Genomic DNA, 17,534 nt, shown 5'->3' on the forward strand with positions numbered 1-17,534 from the left:
CCGTTGCCGGAAACCGGCGAGACCCTGAGCGTCCCCGTCAAACCCGGGCTCACGCTGCTGGATCGTGACCACAGCATCCTGGCCTTCAACGAGCGTGTGCTCGACTGGGCGCACCGCCCCGAAGTGCCGCTGATCGAGCGGCTTCGCTATCTCACGATCGTCTCCTCGAACCTCGACGAGTTCTTCGAGGTTCGCGCCGCGCCGCACCTGGCCGCGCACATCGCCGGCGAGCGCAAGGGCAACTACAACGTCGATTCGTTCGAGCGGCTGGCCGACGCCGCGCATTCGCTGGTGGGCCGGCAATACGCGCTGTACAACGACGAGCTCATCCCGGCCTTTGCGGCCAAGGGCATCCACGTCATCTCGCACGGCGAACGCAATGCGATCCAGCGCAAATGGGTGCACGACTACTTCGAGCGCGAGGTGCGTCCGCTGCTCATTCCGGTGGGCCTGGATCCGGCGCATCCGTTCCCGCAGGTCGCCAACAAGTCGTTGAACTTCATCGTGCGTCTGAGCGGCAAGGATGCCTTCGGTCGCGACAACCCGATCGCGATCCTGAAGGTGCCGCGCGTGCTGCCGCGCATGATCCGCATGCCGGCCAAGGTCTCGGGCGGCAAGACGCTGTTCATCGCGCTGTCGAGCGTGGTGCGGGCGCACCTGTCGAGCATGTTCCCGGGGCGCGAGGTCGGCGAGTTCTCCCAGTTCCGCGTGACGCGTCACTCCGATATGGCAGTCGACGAAGAGGACGTGAAGAACCTCCGCACGGCGCTTCGGCAAGGACTTCAGCATCGCCATTTCGGGCAGGCCGTGCGGCTGGAGGTGTCGTCGAGCTGTGCCGAGTCGCTCGCGAGCTTCCTGCTGGCGCAGTTCGATCTCCCGCCGCAGGCGCTGTATCGCGTGCACGGGCCGGTGAATCTCGCGCGGGTCGCGCAGATGATCGACCTGCTGGACGAGCCGCAGTTGCGCTTCCAGCCCTATCAGGCGTCGTACCCGGTGGCCCTGTCGCCGGGGCAGTCCTTCTTCGAGCGGCTGCAGCAGGGCGACGTGCTGATCCACCAGCCGTTCGAGAGCTTCGAGGGCGTGCTCGCGTTCCTGCGCGAAGCGGTTCAGGACCCGCAGGTGCTCGCGATCAAGCAGACCATCTACCGCACCGGCGCCGATTCGCAGATGATGGATCTGCTGCGCGAGGCCGTGCGCCGGGGCAAGGAAGTGACCGCGGTCGTGGAACTCAAGGCGCGCTTCGACGAAGAGGCCAACATCAACTGGGCCGAGATGCTCGAATCGATCGGCGCGCAGGTGGTCTACGGCGTGGTCGGACTGAAGACCCACGCGAAGATGCTGCTGGTCACGCGCCGCGAGGGCAAGCAGATGCGCCGGTACGGCCACTTGTCGACGGGCAACTACAACCCGCGAACTGCCGCCCTGTATACCGATATCAGCCACCTGACGGCCGATCCGCTGCTCACCGCGGACATGGAGGCGGTGTTCGTCCACATGGCGGGCCAGAGCCGTCTGCCCAAGCTCAACCGGATGTGGCTGGCACCGTTCGACCTGCACCGAAACCTGATCGCACGCATCGACGCGCTGGGTGTGGCCGCAGCGGCCGAGGAGCCGACGCGCATCGTCGCGAAGATGAACGCCCTGACGGACGAGGCGCTGATTGCCGCGCTGGTCAAGGCGGGCCAGAAGGGCGTCAAGATCGACCTGATCGTGCGCGGCGCCTGCACCCTGCCGGCGAAGGTGCCGGGGTTGACCGAGAACATCCGGGTGCGTTCGGTGATCGGCCGCTTCCTGGAGCATTCGCGCGTCTTCTATTTCCGGCAGGGGAACGACGAATCGCTCTATCTGTCGAGCGCCGACTGGATGAACCGCAACATGCTCCGGCGGATCGAGCTGGCTTGGCCGGTAACCGATCCGGTGCTGCGCCAGCGGCTCATCGACGAATGCCTGGTCGCCTACCTGCACGACGGGCGCGATGCATGGAACCTGGATTCCGACGGTGTCTATCACCGTGTCTACAAGGACACCCACGCAGGCGAGGACGGGGCATCGCGCAATGTCGAAGCGCACGGCGCCCAATTGGCGCTCATGAATCGTTATGCGTCGCGCGGGTTCCGGCGCGCCGCACCACGGAGCTGACACCATGGATCTGATTTTCTGGCGCCACGCCGAAGCCGAGGAGTGGGTCGAGGGCATGGACGACATGCAGCGCTCGCTGACGCCGCGCGGCGAAAAGCAGGCCAAGCGCATGGCCGCGTGGCTCGACCGCCAGCTGCCGGAAGGCACCCGCATCGTCTGCAGTCCGGCGCGCCGTTGCGAGCAGACGGTGCTTGCCCTGGGCCGCAAGTACAAGTTGCGCAGCGAACTGGCGCCCGACACCACACCCGATGCCTTGCTCTCCGCCGCGGGCTGGCCCAACGGCAGGTCCGTGGTGCTGATGGTCGGCCACCAGCCTTCGCTCGGGCAGGCGATTTCGCTGCTGCTGGGGCTGCAGCAGGACAGCTGTCCGGTGCGCAAGGGCGCCGTCTGGTGGATCCGCACCCGCGAACGCGACGGCGACGTTCAGACCGTCGTGGTGACGGTTCAGGCGCCGGAATTGCTGTAGATCGATCCCCAGGGCCGCATCAGGCGGCCGCCTTGAGTCCGCCGGCCAGATCGATCCGCCAGTTGGTCCGCTGCCACGCGACCACCTCTTCCCGCAGAAGGTGGCTCGACTGGGGATACAGCTCGGGCCAGTCCGGCCGCGTGGTGATCGTGAACTGCCGGGTGCCGGGGGTGTGAATGATCTTCAGCCCCTCGAGGTCCGGGTCCCGCCGAGCGTGGCAGAGGATGACGGCCAGGCGCAGGGCGAGCAACTGCGACACGAAGGCCTCGTCGTCCAGGACCATTTCCAGCTTGCGCAGCTTGCCCCGGTGGCCGAGCACCAGCTGGCTGAGCCAGTGCATCTCGTTGACCGCGAAGCCGGGTGCCTCGGTGTGGTCGAGGATGTAGGCGCCGTGCTTGTGATAGTCGCTGTGCGACACATGCGTGCCGATCTCGTGCAGCCTGGCCGCCCAGCCGAGCTTGCGGAGGGACCGGCCGGGGCGGCTGGTGGTGCTCGCGCCGCGCGCGCGGGGCTCCAGTTGCAGGAAGAGTTCCGCCGCGGTGTCGCCCACCCGTCGCGCTTGCGCGGCGTCGATCGCGAAGCGGTTCGCCAGCCTGCCGACCGTGGAGCTGCGCAGATCGGCCACGACGTCGTCGCGTTCCAGCAATTCATACAGCACGCCGTGCCGAAGGGCGCCCTGGGCCACCCGCATTTCTTCGATCTCGAGCAGGTCGAACACCGCGCGCAGCACGCTCACACCGCCGCCGATCACTGCCTTGCGGTCCTCGCGCATTCCATCGATGCGCAGGCGGTCGGCGCTGCCGGCCTTCAGGAGCTTGTCGAGCAGCCAGTCCAGCCCCTCGCGCGTGACGAGCCCGGGTTGGTTGCCGGCGGCCACGAGCACGTCACCCACCGCGCCGATGGTGCCTGACGATCCATAGGCCACGTCCCAGCGGTCCGGCACGTAGGTGGAGAGCGCGTCATCGAGCACTGCCTTCGCCGCGACCTCGGCGGCGCGGAAGGTGGCGGGCGTGAACAGGCCGTTCGCGAAATGTTTCATCGACCAGGCGACGCTGCCCACGCGGTAGGACTCCATCGCCTCGGGTGCGAGCCCCTGGCCGAGGATGATCTCCGTCGAGCGGCCGCCGATGTCGACCACCAGCCGGCGCTCGTTGTTCGAGGCATCGGTGTGTGGAAGCATGTGGGCGACGCCCAGGTAGATCAGGCGCGCTTCCTCGTGGCCCGAGATGACGTCGATCCCGAATCCCAGAATGGTGCGCGCGCGCAACAGGAACTCGTCCCGGTTGCGGGCTTCGCGCAGCGTCTGGGTCGCGACAGCGCGGACCTCGGAGCGCTTGAAGCCGGCCAGCCGTTCGGCAAAGCGGGCGAGGGTGTCCCAGCCGCGCTGCATCGCTTCGGGGGTGAGATTGCGGGCGCTGTCGAGCCCGTTGCCCTGCCGGACGGTCTCTTTGATGTACTCGGTGCGGTGGATCTGGCCGTGATCGACCCGGCCGATTTCCAGCCGATAACTGTTCGAGCCCAGATCGACCGCAGCGAGGCGGGTTCCGTTTTGCATGTTGAAGTTGGGATTTCCGGAGCTTGATCGTAGCCGCAGGGGCATCAAGGCCGCGCGCGGCGAGGGGTAAGGCTAGGCGTGCCGTATGACGGTTCGATGACAGCGTCACAAACGGCGGCCTGCCATGGAGGGCGATTCTCCTCTGTGAAGGATGTCATCGCACTGTCACACAAGCTTTCTAGAGTCCGTGCAACCCCTGAAAAAGGGGCTTTTGTGCATACCAAAGGAAGCCTTATGAAAATGACGTTCAAGTTCGCAGCCGTCGCCGGCCTGATCGCCGCCGCGTTTGCCGCCCATGTTTCCGCCTTCGCCGATGAGGCCACGGGCGCCGGTGCCAGCTTCCCGGCGCCGCTGTATTCGAAGTGGGCCGCCGACTTCAACAAGGCCACCGGCGCCAAGATCAACTACCAGTCCGTCGGCTCGGGCGCTGGCATCAAGCAGATCGACGCCAAGACCGTGGACTTCGGCGCTTCGGACATGCCCCTATCGGACGACGAACTCAAGAGCAAGGGCCTGCTTCAGTTCCCGACCGTGATCGGCGGCGTGGTGCCGGTCATCAACATCCAGGGCATCAAGGCGGGCGAGCTCAAGCTCAACGGCCAGGTGCTCGGCGACATCTACCTGGGCAAGATCGCCAAGTGGAACGACCCGGCCATCAAGGCATTGAACCCCTCGCTGAACCTGCCTGACTCCGCCATCGCTCCGGTTCGCCGCGCGGACGGCTCGGGCACCACGTTCCTCTTCACCAACTACCTGAGCAAGGCCAACCCCGAGTGGAAGGCCAAGGTCGGCGACGGTACGGCGGTCAACTGGCCTACCGGCGCGGGCGGCAAGGGCAACGAAGGCGTCGCTGCCTTCGTGAACCGCCTGCCCAACTCGATCGGCTACGTGGAGTACGCCTACGTCAAGCAGAACAAGATGAACTACGCCCAGATGCAGAACAAGGACGGCAACTTCGTTTCGCCGGACGATTCCGCATTCAAGGCGGCCGCGGCGGGTGCGGACTGGTCCAAGACCTTCTACCAGGTGCTGACCGACCAGTCGGGCAAGGAGTCGTGGCCCATCACCGGCGCCACCTTCATCCTGATGCACAAGACGCAGGACAAGCCCGCGCAGGCCGCGACGACGCTGAAGTTCTTCGACTGGGCCTACAAGAACGGTGACAAGACCGCTGGCGATCTCGACTACGTGCCGATGCCCGACAAGGTCAAGGGCGTGATCACCACTGCCTGGGGCGACATCAAGGACGCGTCGGGCAAGCCCGTCGCCCCGGCTTCGAGCAAGTAAGCAGCAATACAACCGGCGCGCCAATGGGCAATCCGCTTGATGGCGCGCCGCTTTCGGAGCGACCTGTGTCATCCACATTTCCTGCGAACGCCACGCCGATCGACGTGAACGCCGAGCGCGCCCGTGCGAAGGCAAACCCGCCGCCGGCCAAGCGCCCGCGCTCCGGCCCCGCGGCCGATCGTCTCTTCGGCCTTGCCGCCAAGGGCGCCGCGCTGCTCACGCTCGCGATGCTGATCGGCATCCTCCTTTCCTTGTTGGCTGGCGCCTGGCCGGCCATCTCCAAATTCGGGCTCGGCTTCCTCACCAGCAGCGTGTGGGATCCGGTGCAGAACGAATTCGGCGGCCTCGTGATGATCTACGGCACGCTGGCCACTTCGTTCATCGCCCTGGTGATCGCCGTGCCGGTAAGCTTCGGCATCGCGCTGTTCCTCACCGAGATGTCGCCGGCCTGGCTCAAGCGGCCGCTCGGCACCGCGATCGAACTCCTCGCGGCCGTGCCCTCGATCGTCTACGGCATGTGGGGTCTGCTCGTCTTCGGCCCGATCCTCTCCACCTACGTGCAGCAGCCGCTGCAGAAGCTCTTCGCAGGCGTGCCGTATCTGGGCGCGCTGGTGTCCGGGCCGCCGGTGGGCATCGGCATCCTGTCGGCGGGCATCATTCTCGCGATCATGATCATCCCGTTCATCGCCGCGGTGATGCGCGATGTGTTCGAGGTCACGCCCGCCCTGCTCAAGGAATCGGCCTACGGCCTCGGCTCCACGACGTGGGAAGTGGTCTCGAAGGTCGTGCTGCCCTACACCAAGGCCGGCGTGGTCGGCGGCGTCATGCTCGGCCTCGGCCGCGCACTCGGCGAGACGATGGCCGTGACCTTCGTGATCGGCAACACCAACCAGCTCGCGTCGCTGTCGGTCTTCGAAGCGGCGAACAGCATCACCTCGGTGCTCGCGAACGAGTTCGCGGAAGCCGGTGCCGGTTTGCACCAGGCCTCCCTGATGTACCTGGGCCTCGTACTGTTCTTCATTACGTTCGTGGTGCTGTCGCTGTCGAAGCTGCTGCTGGCGCAGATGTGCAAGAGTGAAGGGAAGAAGGCATGACGACCGCTGAACGTCTGCTGAGCGCCAAGGCGCTCGAGGAAACGCGCGCGGCCAAGTTCGCCAGCCGCAAGCGCGTCAACATCATCGCCCTGGGGCTGTCGCTCGCCGCGATGGCCTTCGGCGTGTTCTGGCTCATCTGGATCCTCTGGGAGACGCTGCGCCTGGGCTTCGGCGGTCTCACGCTCGCCGCGCTGACCGAGATGACCCCACCGCCGAACGACGCCGGCGGCATCGCGAACGCGATCTTCGGCTCGGTGGTGATGGTGGCGCTGGCCACCTTCATCGGCGCGCCGATCGGGATCATGGCCGGCATCTACCTGGCCGAATACAACCCCAAGGGCTGGCTGTCGAGCGTCATCCGCTTCGTCAACGACATCCTGCTGTCGGCACCGTCGATCGTGATCGGCCTGTTCGTCTATGCGCTCGTCGTGGCCCAGTTCCGGTCGTTCTCGGGCATCGCCGGCGCTGTCGCGCTCGCGCTGATCGTGATCCCGGTGGTGATCCGCACGACCGAGAACATGCTGCAACTCGTGCCGCCCGGCCTACGCGAAGCGGCCTACGCGCTGGGCACGCCGAAGTGGCGCGTCATCCTGAGCATCACCCTGCGGGCCGCGCGTGCGGGCGTCGTGACCGGCGTGCTGCTGGCGGTGGCGCGCATCGCGGGCGAAACCGCGCCGCTGCTCTTCACCGCGCTGAACAACCAGTTCTGGACGGCAGACCTCACGCAGCCGATGGCGAGCCTGCCGGTCACGATCTTCAAGTTCGCGATGAGCCCCTACGAGAACTGGCAGCAGCTCGCGTGGGCCGGCGTGTTCCTGATCACGCTCGCGGTTCTTGCACTCAACATCCTCGCGCGCGTCCTCACGCGCAACAAGCTCTGACCAACATGCCATCCACAATCGCTCAACCCACGCGCGCGAAGATCTCGGTCAAGGACCTGAACTTCTACTACGGCAAGTTCCACGCGCTCAAGGGCATCAACCTCGAGATCCCCGAGAACAAGGTCACGGCCTTCATCGGCCCGTCGGGCTGCGGCAAGTCGACCCTGCTGCGCACCTTCAACCGCATGTTCGAGCTGTATCCGGAGCAGCGCGCCGAAGGCGTGATCGCGCTCGACGGCGAAAACCTGCTGACCTCCAAGCAGGACGTGGCGCTGATCCGCGCCAAGGTCGGCATGGTGTTCCAGAAGCCGACCCCGTTCCCGATGTCGATCTACGACAACATCGCCTTCGGCGTGAAGCTGTTCGAGAACCTCAGCGCGTCCGAGATGGACGACCGGGTCGAATGGGCGCTCAAGAAGGCGGCCCTGTGGACCGAGGTGCGCGACAAGCTCCAGCAAAGCGGCTCGGGCCTGTCCGGCGGCCAGCAGCAGCGCCTGTGCATCGCGCGCGGCATCGCGATCAAGCCCGAAGTGCTGCTGCTCGACGAGCCTTGCTCGGCGCTCGACCCGATCTCGACCGCGAAGATCGAGGAACTGATCGCGGAGCTGAAGAACGAATACACCGTGGTGATCGTGACCCACAACATGCAGCAGGCCGCGCGCTGCAGCGACTACACCGCCTACATGTACCTCGGCGACCTGATCGAGTTCGGCGCGACGGAAGAAATGTTCTTCAAGCCCAAGCGCAAGGAGACCGAGGACTACATCACAGGCCGTTTCGGCTAAGGAGCAGATATGAACCCCCAAGCTCACGTTCGTTCGCAGCCCCCCAAGGGGGCGCATGCCTCCTTTGAGGCGGCTCGGCAGGAGGCACGATGACCGAAAAGCACCTTTCCAGCCAGTTCGACAGCGAACTCAACATGGTGTCGTCGCGCGTGATGGAGCTCGGCGGCATCGTGGAATCGCAGATCAACCAGGCCGTCTACGCGCTGCAGGAGTTCGACTCCGAGACCGCGGAACGCGTCATGGAGACCGAGAGCCGCGTCAACGCGATGGAGATCGAGATCGACCGCGAGCTGTCGTCGATCATCGCGAGGCGCCAGCCGACCGCGCGCGACCTGCGCCTCCTGATCGCGATCTCCAAGACCACCGCCAACCTCGAGCGCGTGGGCGACGAGGCGCACAAGATCGCGCGCATGGTCAAGTCGATCATCGAGAGCGGCGCGGCCCGTGCGCTGCCGTCGACCGAGCTGCGCATCGCCGCGGACATGGCATCGGGCCTGCTGCGCAAGGCACTCGATGCGTTCGCGCGACTCGATACCGCTGCGGCGCTGTCGATCCTCAAGGACGACGACCTGATCGACAAGGAATTCGACGGCTTCGTGCGCAAGCTGGTGACCTACATGATGGAAGATCCGCGCACGATCTCCGCGAGCCTGGACCTGCTGTTCCTCGCCAAGGCGATCGAGCGCATCGGCGACCATGCGAAGAACATCGCCGAGTTCATCATCTACATCGTGAAGGGCGCTGACGTCCGGCACGCCTCGATGAACGAGATCGAGGCACAGCTTCAATGAAGCTCTCCCCAGGCCGCTTCGGCTGCGTCAGTTTCATTGGACAATTCGATAGCGCATGAAAAAACCCCGCATTCTGATCGTCGAGGACGAGTCTTCGATCGCCGAGCTGATCGCCGTCAACCTCCGGCACAACGGCTTCGAGCCGATCTGGGCCGAAGACGGCGAATCCGCGCAACGTGAGATCGATGCGTTCCTGCCGGACCTGGTGCTGCTGGACTGGATGCTTCCGGGCCAGAGCGGACTGCAACTCGCGCGCCAGTGGCGCAAGGACCCGCGCACCAAGAGCATCCCGATCCTGATGCTGACCGCGCGCGGCGACGAGCCCGACAAGGTCGCCGGGCTCGACGCCGGCGCCGACGACTACATCACCAAGCCCTTCTCGACGCAGGAGATGCTCGCGCGGATTCGCGCGGTCTTGCGGCGCCGCGCACCCGAAGTGGTGACCGAGCGGGTCGAGATCGGCGAACTCGCGCTCGATACGGCCACGCACCGCGTCACCTGGCAGGGCAATCCGCTGAAGGTCGGGCCGACCGAGTTCAAGCTTCTGGGCTTCCTGATGCAGCATGCCGAGCGCGTGCACAGCCGCGCGCAGCTGCTCGACAAGGTCTGGGGCGATCACGTCTATATCGAGGAGCGGACGGTCGACGTCCACGTCAAGCGCCTGCGCGAATCCCTCGGCCCGGCTGCGCCGATGGTCGAGACGGTCCGTGGCGCGGGCTACCGGTTGACTTCACAAGCCACCGTCTGAGAGGCCTCCCCGCTGAGCTGGGCGGGATAATGTCCGGGCATGCCCTTCCGTATCGCGACTTTCCTACTCGCCTCGCTCCTTGGCGGCGGTGCCGCTGCATTCATCTCCTGGCGCTTCGCCTGGCTCGGTGCGTGGCTCGGTGCCGTGGCGTGGCTCGCGATGGACGCATGGCATGCGCACCGGCTCCTGCGCGTGCTGCGCAACGACGCCGTCGGGCTGCCGTCGCGCGGTCCGGGCGTCTGGGTCGAACTGGCTGAACGCATCCGCAAGCTGCTGCGCGACCGGGAGAAGCTCGCGCAGCAGGCGGAGGAGCGGCTGCAGGAATTTCTCGCAGCGATCCAGGCTTCGCCCAATGGCGTGGTGCTGCTCGACCAGCAGGGCCGCATCGAGTGGTGCAACCAGACGGCGGCCGAGCAACTCGGGATCGACGCCGAACGCGATCTGCTGCAGCACCTTTCGAACCTGGTCCGCGACCCGGCCTTCGTGGCGTACCTGGCGTCGTGGAACTACAGCCGCGACGTCGTGATCGATGCGCCTTCCAAGGCGCTGCAGCGCAACCAGCACTGTCGCCTGTCGATACAGGTGCACCCTTATGCCGGCAACCGGCGCATGCTGTTGACGCGCGACGTCACCTCCCTGGAGCAGGCGGAGGCCATGCGCCGCGATTTCGTCGCCAACGTCTCTCATGAGATCCGCACGCCGCTGACCGTGCTGGCCGGCTTCGTCGAGACACTGCAGAACCTCCCGCTGGATGCCGACGAGCGCGCCCGTTACCTCCACCTGATGAGCCAGCAGTCGCACCGCATGGAGACGCTGGTCAACGATCTGCTCACGCTGTCGCGCCTGGAGGGCAGCTCCGCGCCGCCCCCCAACCGATGGATTCGCGTGCGAGCCCTGCTGGCCCAGTGCGAGGACGAGGCGCGCGGGCTTTCGAGCCGGCTGTCGCAGCAGGGCCATCGCCTGTCGTTCACGATGGAAGCCGACACCGAGATTGCCGGCGTATCGACCGAGTTGCAGAGCGCCATGTCGAACCTCGTGAGCAATGCGCTGCGCTACACGCCGCCGGGCGGCGAGGTCACGGTGCTCTGGCGCCTGCTGCCCGACGGGCGGGGTGAATTCTCCGTGCGCGATACCGGCCCGGGCATCGCGGCGGAGCATATTCCGCGGTTGACGGAGCGCTTCTATCGCATCGATCGCAGCCGTTCGCGCGAGACCGGCGGAACCGGCCTCGGCCTCGCCATCGTCAAGCACATCGCTCAGCGCCACGGCGCCGAACTGCGCATCGAAAGCAAGGTCGGCGAGGGTTCGCGCTTCACGCTGGTTTTTCCGGTGACGCGGCTGCGCCGCACGCCGGCCGTCAGCGCCGTCGCCTGACAGTCCAACCGAGCAGCACGAGAAAGAGCACCGCGGTGGCGAAAAGCGCCACGCCGCTCATGAGCCAGAACGCGAGAGGCGATTGCATCGCCGTCCACGGTCCGATCCCGCGATAGGCCAGCAGATAGCTCCCGCCGAGGCCAACGCCCCAGAGCAGGGTCCCATAGAGGACCAGCGGCATCACGGTCACCTGGTAGCAGCGCAGCACGAAGACGCACAGCGTCTGCAGCGCGTCGGCCAGGTGGTAGAAGGAGGTCGCCAGCAGCAGCGTCGCGCCCAGCGCGATGACAGCCGGATTGGCCGAGTAGATGCCCGCCAGTTGCCAGCGGAACATCGCCATCGCCGATGCGATCAGCAGCGCGAAGAGCACCGTCAGCTGGAAGCCCTTGCGCCCAGCCTTCCGCGCGAGCAGGGCATCGCCCGCACCCAGCCAGAAGCTCACGCGCGCGCTCGTGGCGATGGAGAGCGACAGCGGCACCATGTAGGCCACCGCCGTGAGGTTCGCCGCGATCTGGTGCGCGGCTGACGCCGCTGTCCCGAGCCGGGCGATGAAGAGCGCCATGAGAGTGAACGAGGTCACTTCCACCAGCACGGCGAGCCCGGCCGGGATGCCCAGCCTTGCGAACTTGCGAAGCTGCGTCCAGTCGGGCGGCTCGATGCGCTGCCAGAAGCGGTATTCGCGGTACGAAGACTCCGAGCGCAGGAGCCAGATCGCCGCCCCGAGCATGGCGTAGTTCACCACCAGCGTGGCCCAGCCGCATCCGACGAGGCCCATGGCCGGCAGGCCCGCGCCGCCGAACGCGAACCAGATCGACAGCGGCAGCTTGATGCCGAGCGATGCCAACTGGAGCCAAGTGACGAGTTGCGGCTTGCCGAGACTCTGGTTGAGCGTGCTGAAGAGACGGAAGAGCAGGGCCGGTGCGAGTGCGAAGGCCAGCACGCCGAGGTAGGCCTCGACGTCGCCGCGCATGCTCGGCGGCACATCGGTCCATCGCAGCATCGGCGCCGGAAACAGCAGGATCGCCATGCCGACTGCGACCGCGCAGCCGCAGACGTAGAGGGATTGCCGGACCGAGCGGCCGACCTCGGAAGTGCGCTGGGCGCCATGAAGCTCGGCCCAGACAGGCAGCAGCGCCTGAAGCGCCCCCATCAAGGAGACGTAGACGCTGATGAAGATCGCGGACCCGACCGACAGCGCAGCCAGCGCGCCTTCGGCATAGCGGCCCGCGACGATCGTGTCTGTGACGCCGAAAGCCATGACCGCCATCTGCCCGACGAACACCGTCGCGGCGTGGCGTCCGATGACGCGCCGCTCGCTAGTCACCGACGGGCGCGAGGCGTTGGTAGAGCAGCAGGTCGTCGCCGGGGCTGGTCGGGCGACGCAAGGTGCCGACGAGGCGCCAGCTTTCGAGATTGACTATCTCGTGGAGCTTCGCGATCGCGTCGGGGCTGACCAGCAGCCAGGGGCAGGGCGGACCGCCGACCAGCGGCTGCACATTGAAATTGCCGTGGTAGCGCAGCGCCGCGATGTGGGGACGGCCCAGCGCCAGTTCGGAGATGCAGCCCGGCTGGCCGACGCGCTCGGCGATCGCATTGACCTGCGGCACATAGCTGCGCGCGAAGTCGAGCACCGGTAGCCACAGCGTCATCACCAGCATCCAGCACAGGGCGGCGCCTCCGGCCGGCAGGACGAGCGTCTTCCACAGCGCTGCGCGATGCCGGCCGGTGCGCCATCGCACCAGCCAGGCCCAGGCGAGCGTCGCCGTCAGCGCGAAGAGGAAGGGCGCCAGGGAAAACTGCGGGACGAATCCCGGGGCCAGCTTGGCGACATTGGCCGCCGGCTTGGCCGGGACGCCGGTCTGCATGGCGACCCAAATCACCCAGATGATGATCGCCGACCCGCTGAAGAACAGCAGCGTGAACCAGTCGATCAGCGCGGCCACGCTGCGCCGGAAGGTCGGCAGCGCGAAGGCTGCGAGGGTCGCGAACGCCGGCAGGCCGAGGAGCAGCGAGCGCTCGGAGAAATTGGTGGTCCAGGTCGCCAGCAGCGGCACGGCCGCGAACCAGAGGGGCAGGGCGACGTGGCGCGCGGCCAATTGCCGGCGCCAGCGCCAGAGGGTCCAGATGGCGAGCGGCCAGGCGGGCCAGGTGAACCAGAGCAGGAGCTTGGCCTGGCTGCGCACTTCGGGCAGTACGCCCTGGGACGTCGGCAGGTCGATCCGCCACTGCAGCAGTCCCAGCGCGCCCGCCAGCGCACCGGCCAGCAGCGTGATGACGAACACCCCCGCGATGGAGGCTGTGCTGTAGGTGGGCTCGGAGGCCGGTACTTCCTCGGCCGGCAGGCGCCTGCGCTCCATCAGCAGGATGGCGCCACAGCCGATCCCCAAGGTCAAGCCGACCGTCGGGCCGCCGCTGAGTGCCAGCCCGAAAGTGCCCAGGATCAGCGCGGCGAAGGGGCCGATGCGGCGGTAGGGCAGTGCCGCCACGCCGAAGAACAGGTTCGAGGCGAAGAACAGTTGTGCGAGGGCGGGCGTGGTTTCATGCCCGAGCTGCGCCAGCCCGAGCGATGCAATGAGCGCCAGGAGCGCGCCGTCTGCGATGGCGCGCGCGTAGTCGGTCGGCCGGGCCTCGCCGCCGAAGGCGAATGCAACCGGCTGGGCGCGGTAGGTGCGCGCCAGGTAGTAGACGGCATACCAGGTCACGGTGAACGTGCCGGCGAGTAGCAGCGCGAAGGCGATGCGAACCGCTAGGTCGGGATTGATCCACGAAGGCGCGATCTTGATCGCCCACGCACCGATCCAGTAGGGGAACAGCGCCGGCGTTTCCGGTCGCAGTCCGAGCAGCAGCGGGTCGAACCAGGCCGCGATGCCGTCCTTGCTCTGGGCGAGTTCGGCCATGTAGCCGAACGCCGTGATGTCCGCGCTCTTCCACGGGCCGCGGCCGAGCAGCCCGGGCATGAGGTACGCCGCGCACAGCAGCAGCAACGCAATGCGCGGCAGGCGGCGCACGGCGCTCTGGGCAACGATTGCGGGCGTCGGATGGTTCAACTCGGGAAGGGAAGGTGCTCGTTGGGAAAGAAAAAGGGCAGCGCGGTGACCCGGGCTGCCCTCGACTCGGAAGCGCCTTCCTTACTTGGATGCGGTCTTGCCGAAGCGGTTGCGGAATTTCTCGACGCGGCCGCCCATGTTGTCGACCGACTTCTGCGTGCCGGTGTAGAACGGATGCGATTCGCTCGAGGTATCGAGCTTGAAGAGAGGCAGTTCACGACCGTCGTCGGTCTTGCCGGTTTCCTTGGTGTTGACGCACGAGCGGGTCACGAACTTGAAGCCGTTCGACAGGTCGACGAACAGAACTTCGCGGTAGTTCGGGTGAATGCCTTCTTTCATGGTGATTCCTTTGGTCGATGCGAGAGCCACAATCCACGCAGCAGGGTGCCGCGGTGCACTTTTCGCGAAGCCTGCAATTATCGCATACTGGCCGTTTTCTGCGCCAGAGGCCTAGAGTCATGTCCCAAACCACCCTGCGTGCCGGCCTGGTCGGCTACGGATTCGCCGGTCAGACCTTTCATGCGCCCGTCCTGTCGGCTGTGCCCGGCCTGGTGCTTGGCGCCGTAGCAAGCTCCCAGCCGCACAAGGTGCACGCGGACTGGCCTGCGGTCGACGTGGTTCCGGACGTGGACGCCCTGCTGCGCCGGACGGACATCGATCTGGTCGTCGTCGCCACGCCCAATGCCCAGCATCATCCGGTCGCCAAGGCGGCCCTCACGGCCGGCAAGCATGTCGTGGTGGACAAGCCCTTCACCCTCGATGCGGCGCAGGCGCGCGAGTTGGCGGCGCTGGCCGAGCGGCAGGGCCGGGTGCTGTCCGTCTATCAGAACCGGCGATTCGACGCCGACTTCCTCACGCTGCGCGAGGTTCTCGCAAGCGGCGAACTGGGGCGTCCGGTCTACTTCGAATCGCATTTCGACCGTTTCCGTCCCGAAGTGCGGGCGCGTTGGCGTGAGCAGCCGGTGCCGGGCGCCGGGCTCTGGGTCGACCTGGGTTCGCACCTCGTCGACCAGGCGGTGCAATTGTTCGGGCGTCCCGATGTGCTGCAGCTCGACAGTGCGGTCCTGCGCGATGGTGCGCTCGTCGAAGACTACTTTCATGCCGTCCTGCGCTACGAAAGCGGCCCGCACGCGCCGTTGCGGGTGGTCCTGCATGCGACAACGCTGGCCGCGCATGCCGCGCCGCGCTACATCGTGCACGGCACCCGGGGCAGTTACATCAAGCGTGGCGTGGACCCTCAGGAAGACGCGCTGCGTGCCGGAGGCCGCCCGACGGATGCCGCGTGGGGTGCGGATCCGATCGACGGCGAGCTCACCGTGTGCGCGGCGGACGGCCGCATGCAAACGCGCAAGCTGCCGACGAAGGCGGGCGACTATGTCGCCTACTACGCCGCGGTGCGCGATGCGATTGTGGGGAAAGGCCCGAATCCGGTCCCGCCGGATCAGGCGGTCGAGCTGATGGAACTGCTCGACCTCGGCCGACAAAGCGCCACCGAAGGGCGGGCTCTGCCGGCGCGCTGATCAGCCGCCGCGACGCATCATGTCGAAGAACTCGACATTGGTCTTGGTGGCCTTCATGTTCTTGAGCATCAGCTCCATCGCCTCGATCTCGTCCATGTTGTACATGAGCTGACGAAGGATCCGGGTCTTCTGCAGGATCTCGGGTGGCAGCAGAAGCTCTTCTCGGCGGGTTCCGCTGCGGTTGAGCTGGATCGACGGGAACACGCGCTTTTCGTAGAGGCGCCGGTCGAGGTGGATTTCGGAGTTGCCGGTGCCCTTGAACTCCTCGAAGATCACTTCGTCCATGCGGCTGCCGGTGTCGATCAGCGCGGTGCCGATGATGGTCAGCGAGCCGCCTTCCTCGACATTGCGCGCCGCGCCGAGGAAGCGCTTGGGGCGCTGCAGGGCATTGGAGTCCACGCCGCCGGTCAGCACCTTGCCGGAAGAAGGCACGACGTTGTTGTAGGCGCGGGCGAGGCGGGTGATCGAGTCGAGCAGGATCACCACGTCCTTCTTGAGCTCGACCAGGCGCTTGGCGCGCTCGATCACCATCTCGGCGACGTGCACGTGGCGCGCGGCGGGCTCGTCGAAGGTCGAGGCGATGACTTCGCCCTTCACCGTGCGCTGCATCTCGGTCACTTCCTCAGGCCGCTCGTCCACGAGCAGCACCATCATGTGCACCTCGGGGTAGTTGGCGCTGATCGCATGCGCGATGTGCTGCATCATGACCGTCTTGCCGCTCTTGGGCGGGGCCACCAGCAGTGCGCGCTGGCCTTTGCCGATCGGGGCGATGATGTCGATGATCCGGCCCGTGATGTTCTCGTCGCCCTTGAAGTTGTCGCGTTCGAGGCGCATCAGCTGCTTGGGGAACAGCGGGGTCAGGTTCTCGAACATGACCTTGTGCTTGTTCGCCTCTGGCGGGCCGTCGTTGACCTTGTCGAGCTTGGTCAGCGCGAAGTAGCGCTCGCCATCCTTGGGCGTGCGCACTTCGCCTTCGATCATGTCGCCGGTGTGCAGGTTGAAGCGGCGGACCTGGCTCGGAGAGATGTAGATGTCGTCCGTGCTCGCGGTGAAACTGGTGTCGGGGCTGCGCAGGAACCCGAAGCCGTCGGGCAGGATTTCGAGCACGCCGTCGGCAAACACCTGTTCGCCGGCCTTTGCACGCTTCTTGATGATCGCGAACATCAGTTCCTGCTTGCGCATGCGACCGACGTTTTCGATCTCCAGGGCCTCGGCCTGCTTGAGGACTTCGGAGACGTGAAGTGCCTTGAGTTCGTTTAAGTGCATGGAACGACCCCTTGCGGGGATAGCTGTCAAAACGAGGGGGGAGGTTTGATGTGAGGCGAGAGATGCCTCACGAACCGGGGAACTCGAACCGGGTCCCTGAATGGGCCGGTGATCTGTGGGGGATTATGACAGGAAAAAAGCCGCCAACGCATTGCGCGCTGGCGGCCGGGAGGCTCTTTTTCAGGCGAGCTGCTGGTCGATGAAGGCGGTCAGTTGCGCCTTGCTCATCGCGCCGACCTTGGTGGCGGCGAGCTGGCCGTCCTTGAACAGCATCAGCGTCGGGATGCCGCGGATGCCGAACTTGGCCGGGATGTCGCGGTTCTCGTCGACATTCATCTTGGCGATCTGCAGCTTGCCTTCGTAGGCGCTGGAGACTTCGTCGAGGATCGGCGCGATCATCTTGCAGGGGCCGCACCATTCGGCCCAGTAGTCCACGAGCACAGGCTTGCCGGACTTGAGCACGTCGGCTTCGAAAGAAGAGTCGGAGATGTGTTTGATGAGTTCGCTGGCCATGGGATGGGTCCTTCTGCGCTGAGAGTTTCGGTGCAGCTAAAGTGCGGGTCATTGTGACAGAAACCAAG

At 66.2% G+C, this 17,534-nt stretch carries 16 protein-coding genes; 10 read left to right on the plus strand and 6 right to left on the minus strand.

Annotated elements, in window-relative coordinates; all coding sequences use genetic code 11:
- The first annotated feature begins 3 nt into the window (after window positions 1-3).
- Both ppk1 and WKW77_RS20105 read left to right on the plus strand, forming a co-directional pair.
- A complete protein-coding gene (gene ppk1, locus WKW77_RS20100; RefSeq protein ID WP_340358672.1) occupies window positions 4-2,139 on the plus strand; it encodes a polyphosphate kinase 1 in 2,136 nt (711 codons plus the stop codon).
- A 4-nt stretch (window positions 2,140-2,143) separates the two neighbouring features.
- Complete coding sequence (locus WKW77_RS20105; protein WP_340358636.1) at window positions 2,144-2,605, plus strand: SixA phosphatase family protein; 462 nt, start codon at window positions 2,144-2,146, stop codon at window positions 2,603-2,605.
- A gap of 19 nt (window positions 2,606-2,624) precedes the next feature.
- Here WKW77_RS20105 and WKW77_RS20110 read toward each other — a convergent pair whose 3' ends face one another.
- Complete coding sequence (locus WKW77_RS20110; RefSeq protein WP_340358637.1) at window positions 2,625-4,160, minus strand: Ppx/GppA phosphatase family protein; 1,536 nt, start codon at window positions 4,158-4,160, stop codon at window positions 2,625-2,627.
- A 234-nt stretch (window positions 4,161-4,394) separates the two neighbouring features.
- Here WKW77_RS20110 and pstS point away from each other — a divergent pair, with 234 nt between their 5' ends.
- The 7 genes from pstS to phoR all read left to right on the plus strand — a co-directional run bounded on the left by pstS (window position 4,395) and on the right by phoR (window position 11,120).
- Window positions 4,395-5,447 carry a phosphate ABC transporter substrate-binding protein PstS gene (gene pstS / locus WKW77_RS20115; protein ID WP_340358638.1) on the plus strand — a complete coding sequence of 351 codons (1,053 nt, stop codon included), beginning with the start codon at window positions 4,395-4,397 and terminating at the stop codon, window positions 5,445-5,447.
- A gap of 23 nt (window positions 5,448-5,470) precedes the next feature.
- A complete protein-coding gene (gene pstC / locus WKW77_RS20120) occupies window positions 5,471-6,541 on the plus strand; it encodes a phosphate ABC transporter permease subunit PstC (protein WP_340358639.1) in 1,071 nt (356 codons plus the stop codon).
- Window positions 6,538-7,422, plus strand: a complete 885-nt coding sequence (pstA, locus tag WKW77_RS20125; RefSeq protein ID WP_340358640.1) for a phosphate ABC transporter permease PstA — start codon at window positions 6,538-6,540, stop codon at window positions 7,420-7,422. Before pstC ends, pstA begins: the two co-directional genes overlap by 4 nt.
- A gap of 5 nt (window positions 7,423-7,427) precedes the next feature.
- Window positions 7,428-8,207 carry a phosphate ABC transporter ATP-binding protein PstB gene (gene pstB, locus WKW77_RS20130; RefSeq protein WP_340358641.1) on the plus strand — a complete coding sequence of 260 codons (780 nt, stop codon included), beginning with the start codon at window positions 7,428-7,430 and terminating at the stop codon, window positions 8,205-8,207.
- A gap of 89 nt (window positions 8,208-8,296) precedes the next feature.
- A complete protein-coding gene (phoU, locus tag WKW77_RS20135) occupies window positions 8,297-8,998 on the plus strand; it encodes a phosphate signaling complex protein PhoU (RefSeq protein ID WP_340358642.1) in 702 nt (233 codons plus the stop codon).
- Window positions 8,999-9,053: 55 nt separating this feature from the next.
- On the plus strand, window positions 9,054-9,746 hold the full coding sequence (gene phoB, locus WKW77_RS20140) for a phosphate regulon transcriptional regulator PhoB (protein ID WP_340358643.1): 693 nt from the start codon (window positions 9,054-9,056) through the stop codon (window positions 9,744-9,746).
- Window positions 9,747-9,785: 39 nt separating this feature from the next.
- On the plus strand, window positions 9,786-11,120 hold the full coding sequence (gene phoR / locus WKW77_RS20145; RefSeq protein ID WP_340358644.1) for a phosphate regulon sensor histidine kinase PhoR: 1,335 nt from the start codon (window positions 9,786-9,788) through the stop codon (window positions 11,118-11,120).
- Here the strand turns inward: phoR and WKW77_RS20150 are convergent.
- The 3 genes from WKW77_RS20150 to WKW77_RS20160 form a co-directional block, all read right to left on the minus strand.
- Window positions 11,104-12,387 (minus strand): MATE family efflux transporter, encoded by a 1,284-nt coding sequence (locus WKW77_RS20150; protein ID WP_422823235.1) that lies wholly within the window; start codon window positions 12,385-12,387, stop codon window positions 11,104-11,106. The two genes, phoR and WKW77_RS20150, sit on opposite strands and share 17 nt — an antisense overlap.
- Window positions 12,388-12,436: 49 nt before the next feature.
- Window positions 12,437-14,167 carry a hypothetical protein gene (locus tag WKW77_RS20155; RefSeq protein WP_340358646.1) on the minus strand — a complete coding sequence of 577 codons (1,731 nt, stop codon included), beginning with the start codon at window positions 14,165-14,167 and terminating at the stop codon, window positions 12,437-12,439.
- An 81-nt stretch (window positions 14,168-14,248) separates the two neighbouring features.
- A complete protein-coding gene (locus WKW77_RS20160) occupies window positions 14,249-14,506 on the minus strand; it encodes a type B 50S ribosomal protein L31 (RefSeq protein ID WP_088957310.1) in 258 nt (85 codons plus the stop codon).
- A 119-nt stretch (window positions 14,507-14,625) separates the two neighbouring features.
- On the opposite strand from WKW77_RS20160, the gene WKW77_RS20165 reads away from it, so the two are divergent.
- On the plus strand, window positions 14,626-15,687 hold the full coding sequence (locus WKW77_RS20165) for an oxidoreductase (protein ID WP_340358647.1): 1,062 nt from the start codon (window positions 14,626-14,628) through the stop codon (window positions 15,685-15,687).
- On the opposite strand, the gene rho is transcribed toward WKW77_RS20165, so the two are convergent.
- Both rho and trxA read right to left on the minus strand, forming a co-directional pair.
- Entirely contained in the window at window positions 15,688-16,953 is a 1,266-nt protein-coding gene (gene rho / locus WKW77_RS20170; protein ID WP_088957308.1) for a transcription termination factor Rho, read from the minus strand. It lies immediately after the preceding gene.
- Window positions 16,954-17,133: 180 nt separating this feature from the next.
- Window positions 17,134-17,466, minus strand: coding sequence for a thioredoxin TrxA (trxA, locus tag WKW77_RS20175; protein ID WP_340358648.1), 333 nt, complete (start codon window positions 17,464-17,466; stop codon window positions 17,134-17,136).
- Between the last annotated feature and the right edge of the window lie 68 nt (window positions 17,467-17,534).

Source organism: Variovorax ureilyticus, assembly GCF_037889935.1.
GTDB classification, from domain to species: Bacteria; Pseudomonadota; Gammaproteobacteria; order Burkholderiales; family Burkholderiaceae_C; genus Variovorax; species Variovorax ureilyticus.

Excerpts from the sequence above, each read along its gene's own strand:
- WKW77_RS20105 (WP_340358636.1), top strand. The coding sequence starts at position 2,144 with ATGGATCTGATTTTCTGGCGCCACGCCGAAGCCGAGGAGTGGGTCGAG.
- WKW77_RS20110 (WP_340358637.1), bottom strand. The coding sequence starts at position 4,160 with ATGCAAAACGGAACCCGCCTCGCTGCGGTCGATCTGGGCTCGAACAGT.
- pstS (WP_340358638.1), top strand. The coding sequence starts at position 4,395 with ATGAAAATGACGTTCAAGTTCGCAGCCGTCGCCGGCCTGATCGCCGCC.
- pstC (WP_340358639.1), top strand. The coding sequence starts at position 5,471 with ATGGGCAATCCGCTTGATGGCGCGCCGCTTTCGGAGCGACCTGTGTCA.
- pstA (WP_340358640.1), top strand. The coding sequence starts at position 6,538 with ATGACGACCGCTGAACGTCTGCTGAGCGCCAAGGCGCTCGAGGAAACG.
- pstB (WP_340358641.1), top strand. The coding sequence starts at position 7,428 with ATGCCATCCACAATCGCTCAACCCACGCGCGCGAAGATCTCGGTCAAG.
- phoU (WP_340358642.1), top strand. The coding sequence starts at position 8,297 with ATGACCGAAAAGCACCTTTCCAGCCAGTTCGACAGCGAACTCAACATG.
- phoB (WP_340358643.1), top strand. The coding sequence starts at position 9,054 with ATGAAAAAACCCCGCATTCTGATCGTCGAGGACGAGTCTTCGATCGCC.
- phoR (WP_340358644.1), top strand. The coding sequence starts at position 9,786 with ATGCCCTTCCGTATCGCGACTTTCCTACTCGCCTCGCTCCTTGGCGGC.
- WKW77_RS20150 (WP_422823235.1), bottom strand. The coding sequence starts at position 12,387 with ATGGCGGTCATGGCTTTCGGCGTCACAGACACGATCGTCGCGGGCCGC.
- WKW77_RS20160 (WP_088957310.1), bottom strand. The coding sequence starts at position 14,506 with ATGAAAGAAGGCATTCACCCGAACTACCGCGAAGTTCTGTTCGTCGAC.
- WKW77_RS20165 (WP_340358647.1), top strand. The coding sequence starts at position 14,626 with ATGTCCCAAACCACCCTGCGTGCCGGCCTGGTCGGCTACGGATTCGCC.
- rho (WP_088957308.1), bottom strand. The coding sequence starts at position 16,953 with ATGCACTTAAACGAACTCAAGGCACTTCACGTCTCCGAAGTCCTCAAG.
- trxA (WP_340358648.1), bottom strand. The coding sequence starts at position 17,466 with ATGGCCAGCGAACTCATCAAACACATCTCCGACTCTTCTTTCGAAGCC.